Below are 16,284 nucleotides of genomic sequence, written 5' to 3'. Positions count from 1 at the left end.
TTGTGGATCGACGCCGCCCCGTCGATGTCGCCACCGGTGTCCTGCCCGTCCCCGACACGCGCGCCACCGCGGACCGCTACCGTGGGCGCCATGGCCAAGCCGACGCGCTGGGTGACCGAGACCGGGCCCGACCACTCCCACTGGTACGTCGACCGTTTCCGCCAGCTGGCCGCCGAGGGGGCGGACCTGGCCGGGGAGGCACGGCTGCTGGACGCCATGGTCCCACCCGGCGCGCGGATCCTCGACGCCGGCTGCGGCACCGGCCGGGTGGGTGCCGCGCTGGCCGACCGGGGGCACACCGTGGTCGGGGTCGACGCCGACCCGGTGCTGGTCGAGGCGGCCCGCACCGACCACCCGGGGCCGACCTGGCTGGTCGCCGACCTGGCCGAGTTGGACCTGCCCGGCGACCCGTTCGACGCGGCGGTGGTCGCGGGCAACGTGATGGCGTTCGTGGCCCCGGGCACGGAGCGGGACGTGCTCCGCCGCATCGCCGCGCACCTGCGCCCGGACGGGGTGCTGGTGATCGGGTTCGGCACCGGTCGGGGGTACCCGCTCGCCGACTTCGACGCCGACGCGTCCGCCGCCGGACTGCGCCGCGAGCACCGTTTCGCCACCTGGGACCTGCGCCCCTGGCGGGACGACGCCGACTTCGCGGTCACCGTGCTGCGCCGCCCGGCCGACTGAGTTCCCGTACCGCGCCCCGCCGCGCCGTGCCACCCCGGGCCGCCCGTCCGGGAGGCGCCGCGCGGACGCCCTGGCCGCGCCGCCGCCCGCGCCACGCGGATGCCGTCAAGCGGGCGCGGCGACCACCCGCGCCGCCTCCGGGTCCAGAGGGCTACCGGCGGGCACCAGGCTGACCAGGCCGGCGGGCAGGCGTACCGGCCGGACGCCGGGGTAGCCGAGCATGCCCAGCACCTCCGTCGAGGCCAGCACGTGCCGCCGGCCGAGGTCGGTGACGACGGAGACGGCACCACCGGTCGCCCCGGGTGCGGCGACCGACTCGACGACCGCAGCCCGGCCCGGCTCGACCACCACGTGGTCGGCGACCACGCCCGTCGCCGGGTCGGATCCCCCGCCGACGGGCACCGCCCCCTGCTCGGGCACGGTCGCACCCACGCGTACCTCGCGGACGCCACCGTCGTCACCGACCTGCCCACAGATCGCGCCCGGGTCGGGGCGGGCCAGTCGGGGTGGACTGGTCGGCGGGGCGGTGGGGCCGGCCGGCACGAGGTCGGGCAGCTTCGGCAGGCGCGCGAAGCGGCCGAGGGTCAACGGCCGCGGATCGCCCTGCCCGGTCCGGGCCAGCAGGAGACTCGCCTGCAACTCGGTGATGCCGGCGACCCCGTCCCGGTCGACGACCACGTACTGACGACCGCCGCCGGAGTTGGCGACCAGGTGGACGTCGCCGATGTCGGCACCGGCCACCGCGTCGGACGGCTCGCCCAGGCCGGGCAGGTCCAGCGGGGCCAGGTCCGGACCGGCCGGCAGGCTGTCGAGCAGCGCCGGGGCCACCGGTACGGCGCGCTGCCGGGTGGCGGCCAGCGCGGCCAGCACCCGGTTCACGTCGCGCAGCCGGTGCCGGTGCCGGTGCCAGACCAGGTGCAGGCTGCCGTCCGGGTGCCGCAGCAGCACCGCGTCGTCGCCGAGCGGCCGACCCTGCCGGGCGGCGACGCCGACCAGCAGTACCGAGCGGGGTGGTGTCGGGTCCGCGCCGGTCACCGAGCAGACCGTCCAGGGCGCGGTGGTCAGTCGGCCGACGGCCGGCAGCGAGTCCGGCGCGTCGGGGATGCCCAGCGGCAGCCCGCGCGGCACCCCCTCGATGGAACGTCGGGAGACCAGCACCGTCTTCGCCCGCTCGGCGCCGATGATCAGCAGCGCCGAGGCGTAGTTCGACACCGGGTGGAGTTTGCCGTCCCGGTAGACGAAACGGGCGCCGGACTCCTTCTCGACGACCACGGCCCGCTCGTCGCGCCAACCGGACCCGCCGCCGGTGACCAGGCCGTAGAGCGCGGCCCCACCGAGCGCGATCACCGCCACCAACACGCTGGCCAGCGCCGCGCCGGCCGGGCGGCGGAACGGCGAGACCGCCGGGTCGGTCTCCCGCAGCACCAGGGCGGCGACCGCCCGTTGGACGGTGAACTGGTACGAGTGGAGCTGGTCCTGCCGCGACGGCATGCGGTCCCTTCCCGGTGTTCGGCCGGGTCACAGGATAGTGGTCGGGCCGTCACCCCGGGTGCCGGGCCGAGCCGGTGCGGCGACAGGGCGGACCGCCGGCCGGGAATAGTGTCGCGACGAGCGGGAAGGCAGGGCGACGCCCTGTCCGTCACCCGAAGGAGGCCCCGCCATGCGGACCCTGCTCGCCGTGGTGGGAGTGGTCGCCGCCGTCCTCGTCCTGCTCGGCATCCTCCTGGAGGCGCTCCGCTGGCTCCTCGTGGTGGGAGCGGTGGCGCTGCTCGCGGTGCTCGTCCTCGCCCTGCTCAAGGGCCGCCGGGTGACGGCCCGACACCGGTCCGGCCCCGAGCGGTAGCGGTCGTCCGGCTGCCGCCCGTCCCCGGGCCGCCGCGATTCAGCCGACCGGCGCGCCGCCGGCGACCCCGTCCCCGTCGATCTCGGTGAGCACCCGTTCCTGCACGGCCCGTGCCTGCGGCCCGCTCGGCGGCACACCACCGGCGCGGGCCGCGATGGACCGCTCGACCACCTCGGTGCACCATCCCGCGTCCGCGAGCCGGCGGCCGGCCGCGACCTTCGACAGCCACACCCCGTCGCGGAAGCGCACCAGGGAGCGGCAGGCGCCGAGCACCGCGTCCTCGGCCCCGGGAGCCGGCCGGTCCCCGTCGGGCGTGGGCAGCGACAGCCACCACCGCAGCGCCTCGACCAGCAGTCGGCGCAGGTCGGCCGGGGCGGGATCGGCGAACACCTCGGCGGCCGGCGGCCCGAACAGCGTCCGGCCGTGCTGGTGCAGGATGCTGCGGTCGAGTCCGTACCAGAAGAGGCCGTCGGCGGCCGGCCGGTCCGGGCCGTTCACGCCGGCCCGGAACGGTATCCCCCGCCCGGTGTTCAACTCCACCTCGTAGCCGGGTTCCGGGGTGCCGGACCGGGCGACCGCCTCCCGGTAGAGCACCAGTTCCAGGCCACGGGCCGGGCAGGGCAGGGCCTCGTGCCGCAACCGCGCCACCAGCCGGCGACCGCGCTCCGGCCCCGGCGCGTGCGCGCAGAGCAGAGCCACGTCCACGTCACTGCGACCCGGCTGGTACGCGTCGAGCGCGACCGACCCGGCGGCGTACGCGCCGACCAGGTTGTCGCCCAGCACCTCCCGGGCGACGTCGACCAGGTCCCGGAGATAGGTCCGCACGTCGGAGTCCACGCCGCATTCTCCCGCCCGGCCGCCCTCCGGCCCGCACGCGCCCACCCCCGGGGCTGCGCGCACGGAAGGTAGGGGCAAGAATACGGACCGACGTGAATGTCTTCGACCGCCGGCCCACGGCACCACCGGCGCGCACCACCGTTCGTACCGAGCAGGAGAGCCGGGAGGCGTGATGGACACGAACTGGTCGGTCCGGCTGGACCCGGAGACCCGCACGCTCGGTTCCCGGGCCGCGAGCCGGCTGCGGGAGTTGATCCGGGACGGGGTCCTCGCCCCCGGCACCCGGCTGCCGGCGGAACCGGAGCTGGCCCGCCGGCTCGGGGTGAGCCGTCCGACCCTGCGCGCGGCCGTCACCGAGTTGATCGGGGATCTGCTCCTGGTACGGCGGCGGGGCGTCGGCACGTTCGTCTCGGCGGCGCCCCGACCGGCGCACGGCCTGGAACGACTCACCGGCACCGGCCGGGACATCGCGCTGCGCGGGCAGCGGCCCGGCACGACCGGACTGCGCGTCCGGCACGTCCTCGCCAACCCGGCGCTCGCCGCGGCGCTGTGCGTCGAGCCGGGGGTCCCGGTCGTGCAGCTGACCCGGACCCGCACGGCCGACGGCGTCCCGGTGGCGCACTGCGCCGACTGGGTGCCGACGGATCTGCTGCCGGAACCCGGTGCGCTCGACGCGTTCGGGGCGGAGGAGTCGCTGCACGACCGGCTCGCCGCGCTCGGGCTGCCACTGCGGCAGGCGGTGACGCGGCTGGTGCCGGTGGTCCCGGACGCCGACCTGCGGGACCGGCTCGACCTCGCCTCGGACGCTCCGCTGCTCCTGCTCGAGCAGCGGCACTTCCCGGTCGCACCGGGCGACCGGGTGGCGCTGTTCAGCCGGCACTGGTACGACACCGCCCGGATCGACCTCCAGCTCGTCCGCCGGGGCTGACCGCCGCCCGGTGCGGACCGGCGGTCGCCGCCGTCGGACGGGCGGGCAGGGCCCGGCGGCGGTCAGCCCACCAGCGAGGGCTCGCGGATCGCCACCGGCCGGTCGTCCACCGGGTCGGGGCCGACGGCGGACCGGCTCGGCAGGGAGAGCCGGATGACCTTCCACCACGCCGAAGCCACCTGCCGGGGCAGCGACCCGGTGGTGTACGACAGTCCGTACCGCCGGAAGACCTCCCGCACCTCGGGGGCGATCTCCTGGTAACGGTTGCTGGGCAGGTCGGGGAAAATGTGGTGCTCGATCTGGTGGGAGAGGTTGCCGGCCATCAGGTGCAGCAGCCGACTGCCGCTGATGTTGCCCGACCCGAGCATCTGCCGCAGGTACCACTCGCCCTTCGTCTCCCCCTCGATGGAGGTCTTCTCGAAGGTCTCCACCCCGCTCGGGAAGTGTCCGCACATGATCACCGAATGGCTCCACACGTTGCGGATCACGTTCGCGGTGAAGGTGGCGGCGAGGGTGCTGAGGAAGGAGGGGCCGGAGAGGATCGGCAGCAGGACGTAGTCCTTGAGCGCCTGGCGGCGGATCTTGCGCAGGACCGCCCGGCCGCGCCGGCGGAACACCGGGTCGCGGGTGGTCTTCTCCTGGAGGTGCCGGCCCAGCTCCATGTCGTACGCGGCGATGCCGTACTCGAAGAAGCAGGCGTTGATCAGGTTCCACAGCGGCTGGCCGAGGTGCATCGGCCGCCAGGGCTGGTCCTCGTCGACCCGCATGATGCCGTAGCCGAGGTCGTTGTCCCGGCCGACGACGTTGGTGTACTTGTGGTGCAGCTCGTTGTGCGACTGTTTCCACTGCTCGGCCGGGGAGACGTGGTCCCAGTCCCAGCTGGTCGAGTGGATCTTCGGATCCCGCATCCAGTCCCACTGGCCGTGCAGGACGTTGTGGCCGATCTCCATGTTGTCCAGGATCTTGGCCACGGCCAGGCCGGCGGTGCCCAGCACCCAGGCGGGCGGGAAGAACGAGAAGAGCAGCACCGCCCGGCTACCCAGATCCAGCTTGCGCTGGGTGGCGATGAGCCGACGGATGTACGCCGCGTCACGCTCGCCCCGGCTGGCGATCACCCGGTCCCGGATCGCGTCGAGTTCGGCGGCGAGCGCCTCGATGTCCGCCGCGGTGAGATGCGCGATCGGGTTGTGCGGCTTCTTCTGGATAACGGTCATGTCCGCGACTCCTGTCGTCAGAGGTCGATGTCACAGGGGCCGGCCGCCGCCGACACGCAGGTCTGGACGAGCACGCCGTCGCCGGGCAGGGCGGTGGTGAGTTCCCCGGTTCGCAGGTCCCGTACCGCCCCCTGGCGCAGGGGCAGGACGCAGCCGTAGCAGATACCCATCCGGCAGCCCGAGGGCATCAGCAGCCCGGCCTCCTCCCCCGCGTCGAGCAGCGCGCGGGCCCCGTCGGCCTGGACGGTGACCCCGGCGCGGCTGAAGGTCACCGGGCCGCCCTCGCCGGCGGTGATCACGGTCGGACGGAACCGCTCGGTGTGCAGCCGGTCGGCGGCACCGCCCCCGGCCCAGTGCGCCTCGAGGGCGTCGAGCAGGCCGACCGGCCCGCAGGCCCAGGTCTGCCGGTCGAGGTGGTCGGGCACCAGGTCGGCGAGGTGGGCCACGTCGAGCAGTCCGTCGGTGTCGGTGTGCCGCTCGACCAGGCGCAGTGCGCCCCGGGCGGCGAGGCCGCGCAGCTCGGGGCCGAAGATCACGTCGGTCGGGGTCGGCGCGGAGTGCAGCACGACCACGTCGGCCCCGGCCAGCGCGCCGGAGCGGAGCATGCCCATGACCGGGGTGACGCCGCTGCCGGCGGTGACGAACAGGACCCGGTCCGGCACCGGTCGGGGCAGCACGAAGTCGCCCTGCGCCTGGTCGAGCTGGACGATGGTCCCCGGCCGGATCCGGCGGACGAGGTGGTTGCTGACCCGGCCGTCGGGGATCGCCTTGACGGTGACGGCGATCGGGGCGTTGCCCCCGCGCGGCGGCGAGGTGAGCGAGTACGCCCGCCACTGGCGCACGCCGTCGACGTCCACGCCGAGTCGGACGTACTGGCCGGGCAGGTGGCCACGCCAGCTCCGGCCGGGGCGGATCACGACGGTCGCCGCGTCCGGCGTCTCCGGGCGGACGTCGAGGATCCGGCCCCGCAGGTCGGTCCCGGCGCGCAGCGGCGCGACCAGGTCGAGGTAGTCCCCGGGCAGCACCGGGGTGGTGACCGCGCCGACGAGCCGCAGGAGCCGGTCCCGGAGGGGAACCCGGGTGGGTCGGTGCGGAACAGTGGTGGTCATATAACCATGGTGGGCGCACCGTACGTACAAAAGCTTGGCTCGCTGAGGTAAAACAACCTCACCTTCTTGTGCGGAGGGAACAAGAAATGTCGGAATCCTCCCGGGCTACCCGCGAGGCGGCCCGGCTCGCCCTGGACGAGCAGGTGGCCCGGGAGTTGCAGGACCGACTGCCGCTGCTGGCCGAGCGCACGGTGACCGCGATCACCGCCGAGGTGCCCAGCTACTCCGGCACGCTCACCGGCCAGATGCGCGACAAGATCTCCAACGCCGTGCAGATCGCCCTGGGCACCTTCCTCAACCTGATCGAGTACGCCCAGGGCACCGACCCGAGCACCCCCCTGGCCCCGGCACTGGACGCCGCGTACGCCCTCGGCAGCGGCGAGGCGCGCTCCGGTCGCAGCATGGACGCCCTGCTGTCGGCGTACCGGATCGGGGCCCGGGTCGCCTGGCGGGAGATGTCCACCACGACGGTCCGCAGCGGGCTGCCCGCGGCGACCGTGGCCGAGTTCGCCGAGCTGCTCTTCGCGTACATCGACGAACTCTCCGCCGCCAGCGTGGCCGGGCACGCCGACGAACTGGCCAGCGCGGGGCGCGCCCGACGGCGCAACCTGGAGCGGCTGGCGCAGCACCTGCTGGCCGGCGCGCCCGAGGAGGTGCTGCTGCCCAGTGCCGAACGGGCGGACTGGCCACCGCCGCAGACCCTCACCGCCGTCCTGGTCCCCCGGACCAGCCTGCGGGTACCCCTGTCCGTGCTCAGCCCGCACACCCTCGAGGCCGGCGAGGACCTGCCCGGGGCGGTGCCGGGTGCGGAGACCGGCGTGCTGCTCGTACCGGACATGCACGGTGCCCGGCGACGACAGCTGACCCGGGTGCTGCACGGCCGCCGCGCGGTCCTGGGGCCGGCCCGCCCCTGGCACCGGGTGGCGGTGTCGTTCCGGCGGGCCTGCCGCCTGCTCGCCCTGGGGGTCGACCCGCCCGAGGACGGCGCGCCGCTGGACACCGAACAGCACCTGGCCGAGCTGGTGCTCGGCATGGACCCGGAAGGACTGGCCGACCTGCGGGACCGGGTGCTGGAGCCGCTGGCGTCGCTACCCCCGGCCACCGCGCACCGGCTCGCCGAGACGCTGCGGTCGTGGTTACTGCGCCACGGCCGGCGGGAGGACGTCGCGGCCGACCTCTTCGTCCACCCGCAGACCGTCCGGTACCGGATGGGCCAACTGCGGGAACTGTACGGGGACCGGCTCACCGACCCGGCCACGGTGCTGGAGCTGACCCTGGCGTTGGCCTTCCCGGAGCGCCCCGCGCCCGCCGGGGACTGAACCCGGCAGCCGACCGAGGACATCGACGGACGTTGACGCGAAGGCGGTCGGATCGTATCGTGACCCAGTAGGAAAGCGCTTTCCAGCCCTTCCCGCCGCGCCCCGGATCCGGCAACCGTCCCGCCGGAATCCGCCGGCCGTCCGGCGGGCGGGCGGCACCGCGTCCCCGCCCACCTCACCGGTGGCGCGCGCCACGACAGGTCCGCGCGCCCGGAAAGCAGAGCGACCGATGACCACCCACCCCACCGTCCCCGCCGCCGGTTCCCGCCGGTGGTCCCGACCCACCGCCCTCCTCCTGGCCGGCGCGCTGGCGATCCCCCTCGGCGGCGGCCCGGCCGCCCCGGCCGCCGCCCGCGTCGACGCCGGCAGCGCCCCCGGCGTCACCTGCACCGGCTCCCCCGACGGCTTCGCCTCCGTCAACGCCTTCGGCCAGAACGGCACCACCGGCGGCGCGGGCGGCGCGACCGTCACCGTCACCACCGCCGCGCAACTGGCCACCGCCGCCGGACAGGCCGGACCGCTGATCATCCGAGTCTCCGGCCGCATCCAGGTCAGCGACATGGTCACCGTGGTAGCCAACAAGAGCATCATCGGCGTGGGCAGCACCGCCGAGATCACCGGCGGCGGCCTGCAACTGGGCTCGACCACCCGGCCCGGCAACAACGTCATCATCCGCAACATCCGGTTCACCGACGCCGAGGACGACTCGATCAGCGTCACCAACAAGGCCCACCACGTGTGGATCGACCACAACGACCTGTCCGACGGTTACGACGGCCTGCTCGACATCAAGCGCGAGTCGGACTTCGTCACCGTCTCCTGGAACCGGTTCCACCAGCACAGCAAGGCGTCGCTGGTCGGGCACTCGGACACCTACCCCGCCGACCGGGGCAAGCTGCGGGTCACCTACCACCACAACTTCTTCGACGGCACCGACCAGCGGCACCCGCGCGTCCGGTTCGCCGAGCCGGTGCACATCTACAACAACTACTACCGGAACAACGCCCTCTACGGCATCGCCTCGACCGAGGACGCCGGCCTGATGGTCGAGGGGAACTACTTCGAGAACGTCGCCCACCCGATCCACGTCGGCTACGCCGACAGCGCACCGGGACGGGTGGTCGAGCGGAACAACCTGTACGTCAACTCGGGCCCGCCGGAGACCGCCGGCACCGTGGTCGAGCCGCGCACCTACTACCCGTACACCGTGGACTCCCCCGCCAGCGTGCCCGCGACGGTCTCCGCCGGGGTAGGCGTCGGCCGGGTCTGCCCGTAGGGCCGCCCCACCGCCCGGACCCCCGCTCCGGCCGCCCGTCCCCAGCCGGGCGGCCGGAGCGGGATCGCGCGCCGCCGTACGATGACCCGCCCGTCCGGTCGGCTCGCGGCACCGGTTCTCCTGCCCTGAGCAGAATCGCTCGCCCTCCGGCCCGCGCCCCGGGCAGGCTCGCTCCCATGGCGGCGGGATTCAGCGGTGAGGTGGCCACCTACTACGCGCGGCACCGGCGCGGCTACCCATCCGAGGTGCTCGACGCCGTGGTGGGGGCGTTCGGCCTCGGCGACGGCGACACGGTGGTCGACCTCGGCTGCGGCACCGGTCAGCTCAGTGTGCCCCTCGCCGCCCGGGTGGGGACCGTCCTCGGCGTAGACCCGGAGCCGGACATGCTGGCCCTGGCCCGGCGGGCCGCCCTCGACGCCGGAAGAGCCAACGCGGCGTGGCTGCTCGGCGCGGACGGCGACCTGCCCACGCTGGGTCGACTGCTCGGCGACCGGACGATCGGCGCGCTGACGGTCGCCGTCGCCATTCACTTCATGGACCGGGACACGCTGTTCCGCTCCGCCCGAGGGCTGCTGCGTCCCGGCGGGGGCATCGCCGTGGTCACCAACGGCACGCCGCTGTGGCTACAGGACACCGAGTGGTCCCGGGCGCTGCGCGGATGCCTGGAACGGCTGCTCGGGCACCCGGTCACCGCGACGTGCCAGACCGACGAGGCCGGTCGCCGACGCAACCGGGACGCCCTCGTCGCCGCCGGTTACCGGGTCAGGGAGTCGTCGGTGCGGTACGACGCGCCGCTCCGCCTCGACGACATGGTCGGCGGCGTCTTCTCCGCGCTGCCGGCCGACCGGCTGCCCGGTCCACCGGAGCGGGCCGCGTTCGCCGCCGAGGTCCACGCGGCCCTCGGCGGGCGTGTGGTGGTCACCGAGCGGGTCGACGTCCGGCTCCAGTTCGGGTGGCCCGGTTGACGCCCGGCCCGGACGCGGCCGGGCAGCGGAACGTCGACGCGGCTCGTGGCGCGCCGCCGAAGGGGCGGGGCGGTCCGTCGGGCAGCCTGCGCGCGGGAAACCGGGGCGCGAACCCACGACCGATCGAGGTTGAGGGCATGGGAGCGCTCCCGTATCATCCGTTACGCGGCTGTTAACGCTAACAAGACTGGTCCCGCGAGGGGCCCGGAGCCGCCATCCGGTCAGGAGGGTGCTTCATGGTCAGATCCAGAACGACCCGTGTCGGCCTGGTGTCGGCCGGCGTCGCGTTGCTGGCGTCGGCGACGGTGGTCGCGGCGATGCCGGCCGGCGCCGCGGCGGCGGGCTGTTCGGTGAACTACGCCCTGACGTCGCAGTGGCCGGGCGGCTTCGGTGCCGACGTCACCATCACCAATCTCGGCGACCCGCTCTCCGGCTGGACGCTGACCTGGTCCTACGGCGCCGGCCAGACCGTCACCCAGGCCTGGAACGCGACGCTGACCCAGAGCGGCGCCGCCGTCACCGCCAGGAACGTCGCCCACAACGGGACCATCGCGACCAACGGCACCGCCTCGTTCGGCTTCACCGGCTCGTGGAGCGGCAGCAACCCCGCTCCCACCAGCTTCGCGTTGAACGGGGTGAGCTGCACCGGCGGCACGGCGCCGACCACGTCGCCACCCCCCACCACGCCACCCCCCGCCGGGTCGCCGGACATCACGGTGAACAGCGCCACCAGGTACCAGACCATCGACGGTTTCGGGGCCGCGACACCGATCTGGGGTGGCACCTGGTCCACGGCCGAGACGCAGACCCTGGTCGGGCTGGGCGCCAACCAGCTGGGTCTGTCGATCGTGCGGACCGGTGTCTCACCGGTCTCCGGTGAGTGGCCGACCCAGGTGAACGCCCTGAGAACGGCGAAGTCGTACGGGTCGGGGGTGAAGATCCTGGCGTCACCGTGGACGGCGCCGGCGGCGTGGAAGACGAACAACAGCCGGACCAACGGCGGCAAGCTGAAGACCGACTACTACGACGACTACGCCAACCACCTGAACAGTTACGTCCAGTACATGCGCGGCCAGGGCGTGCCGATCGACGTCACCTCGGTGCAGAACGAGCCGGACTGGCACCCGGACTACGACTCGATGGACTGGAGCGGCACCGAGCTGCGGACCTTCGTCCGGGACCAGGGCGCGAAGGTGCAGAACACCAAGCTGATGGTCGCCGAGGCGGTGAACCTGAACTACAGCTACAGCGATCCGACCCTGAACGACGGGAGCGCCCGGAACAACATCGGTTACGTCGGTGGTCACCTGTACGGCACCGAGGCCGCCGGCCGGTTGAAGCCGTACTCCCTGGCCGACCAGCACCACAAGCCGGTGTGGATGACCGAGTGGAACCTGCACGCCGCCGACGGCAACGGCTCCAACATCTGGGGCAACCCGGGTAACCAGGCGGTCTGGAACGAGACGCTCGACGACATCATGCGCACGGTGCACCGGTCGATGGAATCGAACTGGAGCGCCTACGTCTGGTGGTACGGCAAGCGCTACTACTCCTTCATCGGCGACGGCGAGGCGGCCTACGGCACCACCGCGGGCACGCCGCTGAAGCGCGGGTACGCGTTCTCCCAGTACGCCAAGTACGTCCGCCCCGGCTACCAGCGGGTCGCCCTGACGAAGAGTGCCAAGGCCTCGCCGCTGGAGGTGACCGCCTACCAGGGAGACGGGAAGATCACGCTGGTGATCCTCAACCGGTCGACCAGCCCGGTCGACGACGCGGTGATCCAGGCACCCCAGCACGTCGTCCGGGCGGAGCACTACCTGACCTCGCAGCACGCCAACGCGGCCAGCCAGCCGACCAGCGTGAACGGAGGTCAGGTCACCGTCGACGTCGGCGCTCGCAGCATCTCCACGGTGGTGTTCACCCTCTGAGGATCCGCACCGGGTCCGAATCCACTCCGGCTCCCGCACACGACCGTCCGGCTGCCGGAGTGGATTCGGGCCGGGTCTGCGCTCGCACCGGTCGGCATAGACTGCGCCGGTGACGGGAACGGTCCCGAACGGCGCGCGGCGCGGGAACCGCCAGGACGAGCCGACGTTGGCGGTGATCGCCCGACTGGCCGGCGTGTCGGCGCCGACAGTGTCGAGGGTGCTCAACGGTCGCCCTGGCGTGTCGTCGGTGACCCGTCGACAGGTGGAGTCGCTGCTGCGCGAGCACGGCTACCGTCGGCCGAGCACGATGGAACCGGCGCCCAGCGTGGAGGTCGTGTTCTACGGGCTGGAGAGCTTTCTCGCCGTCTCGATCCTCCGTGGGGTGGAGGAGGTCGTCCGCCGGCGGGACCTCGCGGTGGGGTTCACGGAGGTGCGGGGTCGGGCGTCGGTGGAACGGTCCTGGACCGATCAGCTCCTGGCCCGCCGGCCGGTCGGAGTGATCGCCGCGCATTCGTACTTCACCCCGCAGGAGTATGCCGCGCTCGCGGCCGGTGGGATCCCGCTCGTGGCGCTCGACCCGTCCGGGGTGCCGCCGGCCGGCGTTCCCGCAGTGGGGTCCACGAACTGGAGCGGTGGGATCGCGGCCACCCGGCACCTGCTCGAACTGGGTCACCGGCGCATCGCGGTCATCGGTGGGCCGGTCCGGTCCCTGATCGCGCGGGCCCGACTGGACGCCTGCCGGGCGGCGCTGGACACTGCCGGGGCGCCGCCGGACGCCCGGTTCCTCCGCACCGGACGGTTCTCCTTCGAGGACGGTTTCGACCTCGGGCGCAGCCTGCTGAGCCTCGCCGATCCGCCGACAGCCGTGCTCTGCGGCAACGACCTCCAGGCACTCGGCGTGTACGAGGCTGCCCGACAGGCCGGTCTGGCGATCCCGGACGACCTGAGCGTGGTCGGGTTCGACGACCTGGAGTGCGCCCGGTGGTGCGGTCCGCCGATGACGACGGTGCGGCAGCCGTTCGACGAGATGGGTGCCACCGCCGCGAGGCTGGTCCTGGCGTTGGCCGCCGGCGCGACTCCCCCGCATCCGCGCGTCGAGCTGCCGACCACCCTCGTGGTCCGCGGCAGCACCGCTCCACCCGCCCGCCCCTGAGGGCCTCCCCGCCGCTGGACCCTCGCCATCGGGAACCACGCCCGTCGCCTGCCCCGACCAGCGCCGCCCGCGACACCATCGGGTCTCGGGGCGACTTCCGGTAGCCGCCGCCACCTGCGTGAGCAGGGAAAACCCCACCGAGCGTGCGACGAACCTCGATGCGAACCCGGTCGCGCGGCTTGCCAACGCAATCGTTTCGTTCGATACTCGAAACGCTTGCAGAGCCGATCGGAGCAAGGACGACGGGCAGTCCTCGCATCGACCCCCCGCGCACCCGGTGCAGGTGACACGGGACCAACGGGTTCGGCACCTCGCGTCCGCCGACCCGGCCCCGGCACCCCCGTGCCGGCATCTCCGACTGCGTCAACCGTCTCCAGGTGATCCGACCCAGAATGTTAACGCTAACAATGACGGGCCCGTCAGCGCGCCCCGGAGAGGACGTCCACGATGAGAAGATCCCGCCTGTCGGTCTGGGCAGCCGGTGCCACCGCGGCACTGCTGGCCGCCGTATCGATCTCGACCGGATCCGCCAGCGCCGAATCCAACGGCGGGGTACGGGTGATGCCGCTCGGCGACTCGATCACCGACGGATTCAACGTGCCCGGCGGGTACCGGATCGACCTGTGGCAGAAGCTCGTCGCCGACGGCCACCGGATCGACTTCGTCGGCTCACAGTTCAACGGGCCGGCCAGCCTCGCCGACCACGACCACGAGGGCCACTCCGGTTGGACCATCGCGCAGATCGACGCCAACGTCGTGAACTGGCTCCGGGCGACCACCCCCCGAACCGTGCTGCTGCACATCGGCACCAACGACATGTACGGCGACACCAGCGGCGCGCCGTCCCGCCTCTCCGCCCTGATCGACCGCATCACCACGACCGCGCCGAACGCGGACGTGTTCGTCGCGACGATCATCCCCCGAGCCGACCGGGACGCTCAGGTCCGGGCGTACAACGCGACGATCCCCGGGATCGTGCAGAGCAAGGCGGCCGCCGGACGTCGGGTGCACCTGGTGGACATGTTCAGCGCGCTGACCCTCGGCGACCTGGCCGACGGCGTACACCCGAACGCGACCGGCTACCGCAAGATGGCCGCCGTCTGGCACACCGCCCTGCGCGCCGTACCCGGGAGCATCGGCGGCGGCACGCCGCCGACGACCAGCCCGCCGCCGAGCACCCCGCCGCCCTCCGCGGGATGCCGGGTCACGTACGCGGCCAACGCCTGGAACACCGGTCTCACCGCGACGGTCACGGTCGCCAACACCGGTTCCGCCACGGTCGACGGCTGGACCCTGGCCTTCACGTTGCCGGGTGGGCAGGCCATCACCAGCGGCTGGAACGCCTCCTACGCCCCGACGAGCGGTGCGGTGACCGCGCGCAACGTCTCCTACAACGGCACCATCGCCCCGAACGCCTCGGTCGAGATCGGCTGGCAGGCCACCCACACCGGCGACGCCGGCCGGCCGCCGTCGTTCACGTTGAACGGCGCCGTCTGCTCGATCGGCTGACCCCGCGAGACGGTCACGGCACCGGCCCGGCTCCGTCACCCGCACCACCCCGTCCCGGCACCCACCACCAACGAACGGAAGCGACACCATGAGAAACGCGAAGTGGAAGGCGACGTCACGCGTCGCACTCGCGCTGACCGGTACCGCGGCTCTCGCCGCCGGAATGGCGATGCTGGTGACCGCTCCGGCCAGCGCCGGCACCACGCTCGGGGCATCGGCGGCCGAGAAGGGCCGGTACTTCGGCACGGCGGTCGCGGCCCACAAACTCAGCGACAACACGTACGTGACGATCCTGAACCGGGAGTTCACCAGCGTCACGGCGGAGAACGAGATGAAGTGGGACGCCACCGAGCCCTCCCGGGGCACCTTCACCTTTACCAACGGCGACCGGATCGTCAACCACGCCCGCCAGCGCGGCATGGCGGTACGCGGCCATGCCCTGCTCTGGCACGCCCAACAGCCCGGCTGGGCGCAGAGCCTCTCCGGCAGCGCCCTGCGCGCCGCCGCCATGAACCACGTCACCCAGGTCGCCACCTACTACCGCGGCAAGATCCACTCCTGGGACGTGGTCAACGAGGCCTTCGCCGACGGCAGCAGCGGCGGACGCCGTGACTCGAACCTCCAGCGGACCGGAAACGACTGGATCGAGGTCGCCTTCCGCACCGCCCGCGCCGCCGACCCGAACGCCAAGCTCTGCTACAACGACTACAACACCGACGGGATCAACGCCAAGTCGACCGGCATCTACAACATGGTGCGCGACTTCAAGGCCCGCGGCGTGCCCATCGACTGTGTCGGCCTCCAGTCCCACCTGAGCAACTCGGTGCCCAGCGACTACCAGGCCAACATCCAGCGCTTCGCCGACCTCGGCGTCGACGTGCAGATCACCGAACTGGACATCTCCGGCTCCAACCAGGCCAACGTCTACGCCAGCGTCACCCGGGCCTGCCTCGCCGTGTCGCGCTGCACCGGCATCACGGTGTGGGGCATCCGGGACAGCGACTCCTGGCGTACCGGGCAGAACCCGCTGCTCTTCGACGGCTCCGGCAACAAGAAGCCGGCGTACACCAGCACCCTCGACGCCCTCAACGGCGGCGGCACGACCGTCCCCACCACGCCGCCGACCACCCCACCCAGCACGCCCCCGGCCACCACGCCGCCGCCGACCAGCGGACCCGGGGGCTGCACCGCCACGGTGTCGCTCGACACCTGGACCGACGGCTTCGTGGCGACGGTGACCGTGACCGCCGGCGCGTCGGCCATCACCTCCTGGCGGGTGACGATCCCCCTGCCCTCCGGCGCGACGGTCACCAATTCCTGGAGCGCCACCACCACCGGCACGACCGGTACCACACAGTGGACGAACGTCAGCTACAACGGCACCGTCGCCGCCGGCCAGTCGACCGGCTTCGGCTTCCAGGGCACCGGCACCGTCACCGGCCTCAACCCGACCTGCACGGCCGGCTGAACCGGGACCGGACGCGGTGCGGGTGGAGGGTGGTCGTCGCCCTCCGCCCGC

General features: G+C 73.2%; 14 protein-coding genes. 10 read left to right on the top strand and 4 right to left on the bottom strand.

The genetic code is table 11. The features are described from left to right. Window positions 1-90: 90 nt before the first annotated feature. The gene (locus tag AB0F58_RS26515; protein WP_357148322.1) at window positions 91-684 is read left to right on the top strand and encodes a class I SAM-dependent methyltransferase; all 594 of its coding nucleotides are present in this window, start codon (window positions 91-93) and stop codon (window positions 682-684) included. Between the two features lie 105 nt (window positions 685-789). Here AB0F58_RS26515 and eccB read toward each other — a convergent pair whose 3' ends face one another. Then, window positions 790-2,175, bottom strand: coding sequence for a type VII secretion protein EccB (eccB, locus tag AB0F58_RS26510; RefSeq protein ID WP_357148319.1), 1,386 nt, complete (start codon window positions 2,173-2,175; stop codon window positions 790-792). Window positions 2,176-2,344: 169 nt separating this feature from the next. On the opposite strand from eccB, the gene AB0F58_RS26505 reads away from it, so the two are divergent. Beyond that, on the top strand, window positions 2,345-2,527 hold the full coding sequence (locus AB0F58_RS26505; RefSeq protein WP_357148316.1) for a hypothetical protein: 183 nt from the start codon (window positions 2,345-2,347) through the stop codon (window positions 2,525-2,527). 39 nt (window positions 2,528-2,566) lie between these two features. Here the strand turns inward: AB0F58_RS26505 and AB0F58_RS26500 are convergent, their stop codons facing one another. Continuing rightward, complete coding sequence (locus AB0F58_RS26500) at window positions 2,567-3,364, bottom strand: nucleotidyltransferase domain-containing protein (RefSeq protein WP_357148314.1); 798 nt, start codon at window positions 3,362-3,364, stop codon at window positions 2,567-2,569. Between the two features lie 172 nt (window positions 3,365-3,536). On the opposite strand from AB0F58_RS26500, the gene AB0F58_RS26495 reads away from it, so the two are divergent. Then, window positions 3,537-4,292: a GntR family transcriptional regulator gene (locus AB0F58_RS26495; RefSeq protein ID WP_357148311.1), complete on the top strand. Its 756-nt coding sequence runs from the start codon at window positions 3,537-3,539 to the stop codon at window positions 4,290-4,292. Window positions 4,293-4,354: 62 nt separating this feature from the next. On the opposite strand, the gene AB0F58_RS26490 is transcribed toward AB0F58_RS26495, so the two are convergent. Then, complete coding sequence (locus AB0F58_RS26490; RefSeq protein ID WP_357148307.1) at window positions 4,355-5,506, bottom strand: acyl-CoA desaturase; 1,152 nt, start codon at window positions 5,504-5,506, stop codon at window positions 4,355-4,357. Between the two features lie 17 nt (window positions 5,507-5,523). Beyond that, complete coding sequence (locus AB0F58_RS26485) at window positions 5,524-6,615, bottom strand: ferredoxin reductase (protein WP_357148304.1); 1,092 nt, start codon at window positions 6,613-6,615, stop codon at window positions 5,524-5,526. An 86-nt stretch (window positions 6,616-6,701) separates the two neighbouring features. Between AB0F58_RS26485 and AB0F58_RS26480 the strand changes: the two genes are divergently transcribed. The 7 genes from AB0F58_RS26480 (at window position 6,702) to AB0F58_RS26450 (ending at window position 16,233) form a co-directional block, all read left to right on the top strand. After that, entirely contained in the window at window positions 6,702-7,934 is a 1,233-nt protein-coding gene (locus AB0F58_RS26480) for a helix-turn-helix domain-containing protein (protein WP_357148301.1), read from the top strand. Between the two features lie 229 nt (window positions 7,935-8,163). Then, complete coding sequence (locus AB0F58_RS26475) at window positions 8,164-9,210, top strand: pectate lyase (RefSeq protein ID WP_357148298.1); 1,047 nt, start codon at window positions 8,164-8,166, stop codon at window positions 9,208-9,210. Window positions 9,211-9,386: 176 nt separating this feature from the next. Beyond that, entirely contained in the window at window positions 9,387-10,175 is a 789-nt protein-coding gene (locus tag AB0F58_RS26470) for a class I SAM-dependent methyltransferase (protein WP_357148296.1), read from the top strand. Window positions 10,176-10,411: 236 nt separating this feature from the next. Next, on the top strand, window positions 10,412-12,103 hold the full coding sequence (locus tag AB0F58_RS26465) for a cellulose binding domain-containing protein (RefSeq protein WP_357148293.1): 1,692 nt from the start codon (window positions 10,412-10,414) through the stop codon (window positions 12,101-12,103). A 109-nt stretch (window positions 12,104-12,212) separates the two neighbouring features. Beyond that, window positions 12,213-13,256, top strand: a complete 1,044-nt coding sequence (locus AB0F58_RS26460; RefSeq protein WP_357148291.1) for a substrate-binding domain-containing protein — start codon at window positions 12,213-12,215, stop codon at window positions 13,254-13,256. A gap of 447 nt (window positions 13,257-13,703) precedes the next feature. Further along, window positions 13,704-14,765, top strand: coding sequence for a cellulose binding domain-containing protein (locus tag AB0F58_RS26455; protein WP_357148288.1), 1,062 nt, complete (start codon window positions 13,704-13,706; stop codon window positions 14,763-14,765). A 163-nt stretch (window positions 14,766-14,928) separates the two neighbouring features. Then, a complete protein-coding gene (locus AB0F58_RS26450; protein WP_357148355.1) occupies window positions 14,929-16,233 on the top strand; it encodes an endo-1,4-beta-xylanase in 1,305 nt (434 codons plus the stop codon). Window positions 16,234-16,284 lie beyond the last annotated feature (51 nt).

The sequence above is a fragment of the Micromonospora sp. NPDC023956 genome (assembly GCF_040639195.1).
Taxonomy (GTDB): Bacteria; Actinomycetota; Actinomycetes; order Mycobacteriales; family Micromonosporaceae; genus Micromonospora.
The sequence above is the reverse complement of the archived record's forward strand: the minus strand, read 5'-3'. Positions and strand labels throughout refer to the sequence as shown.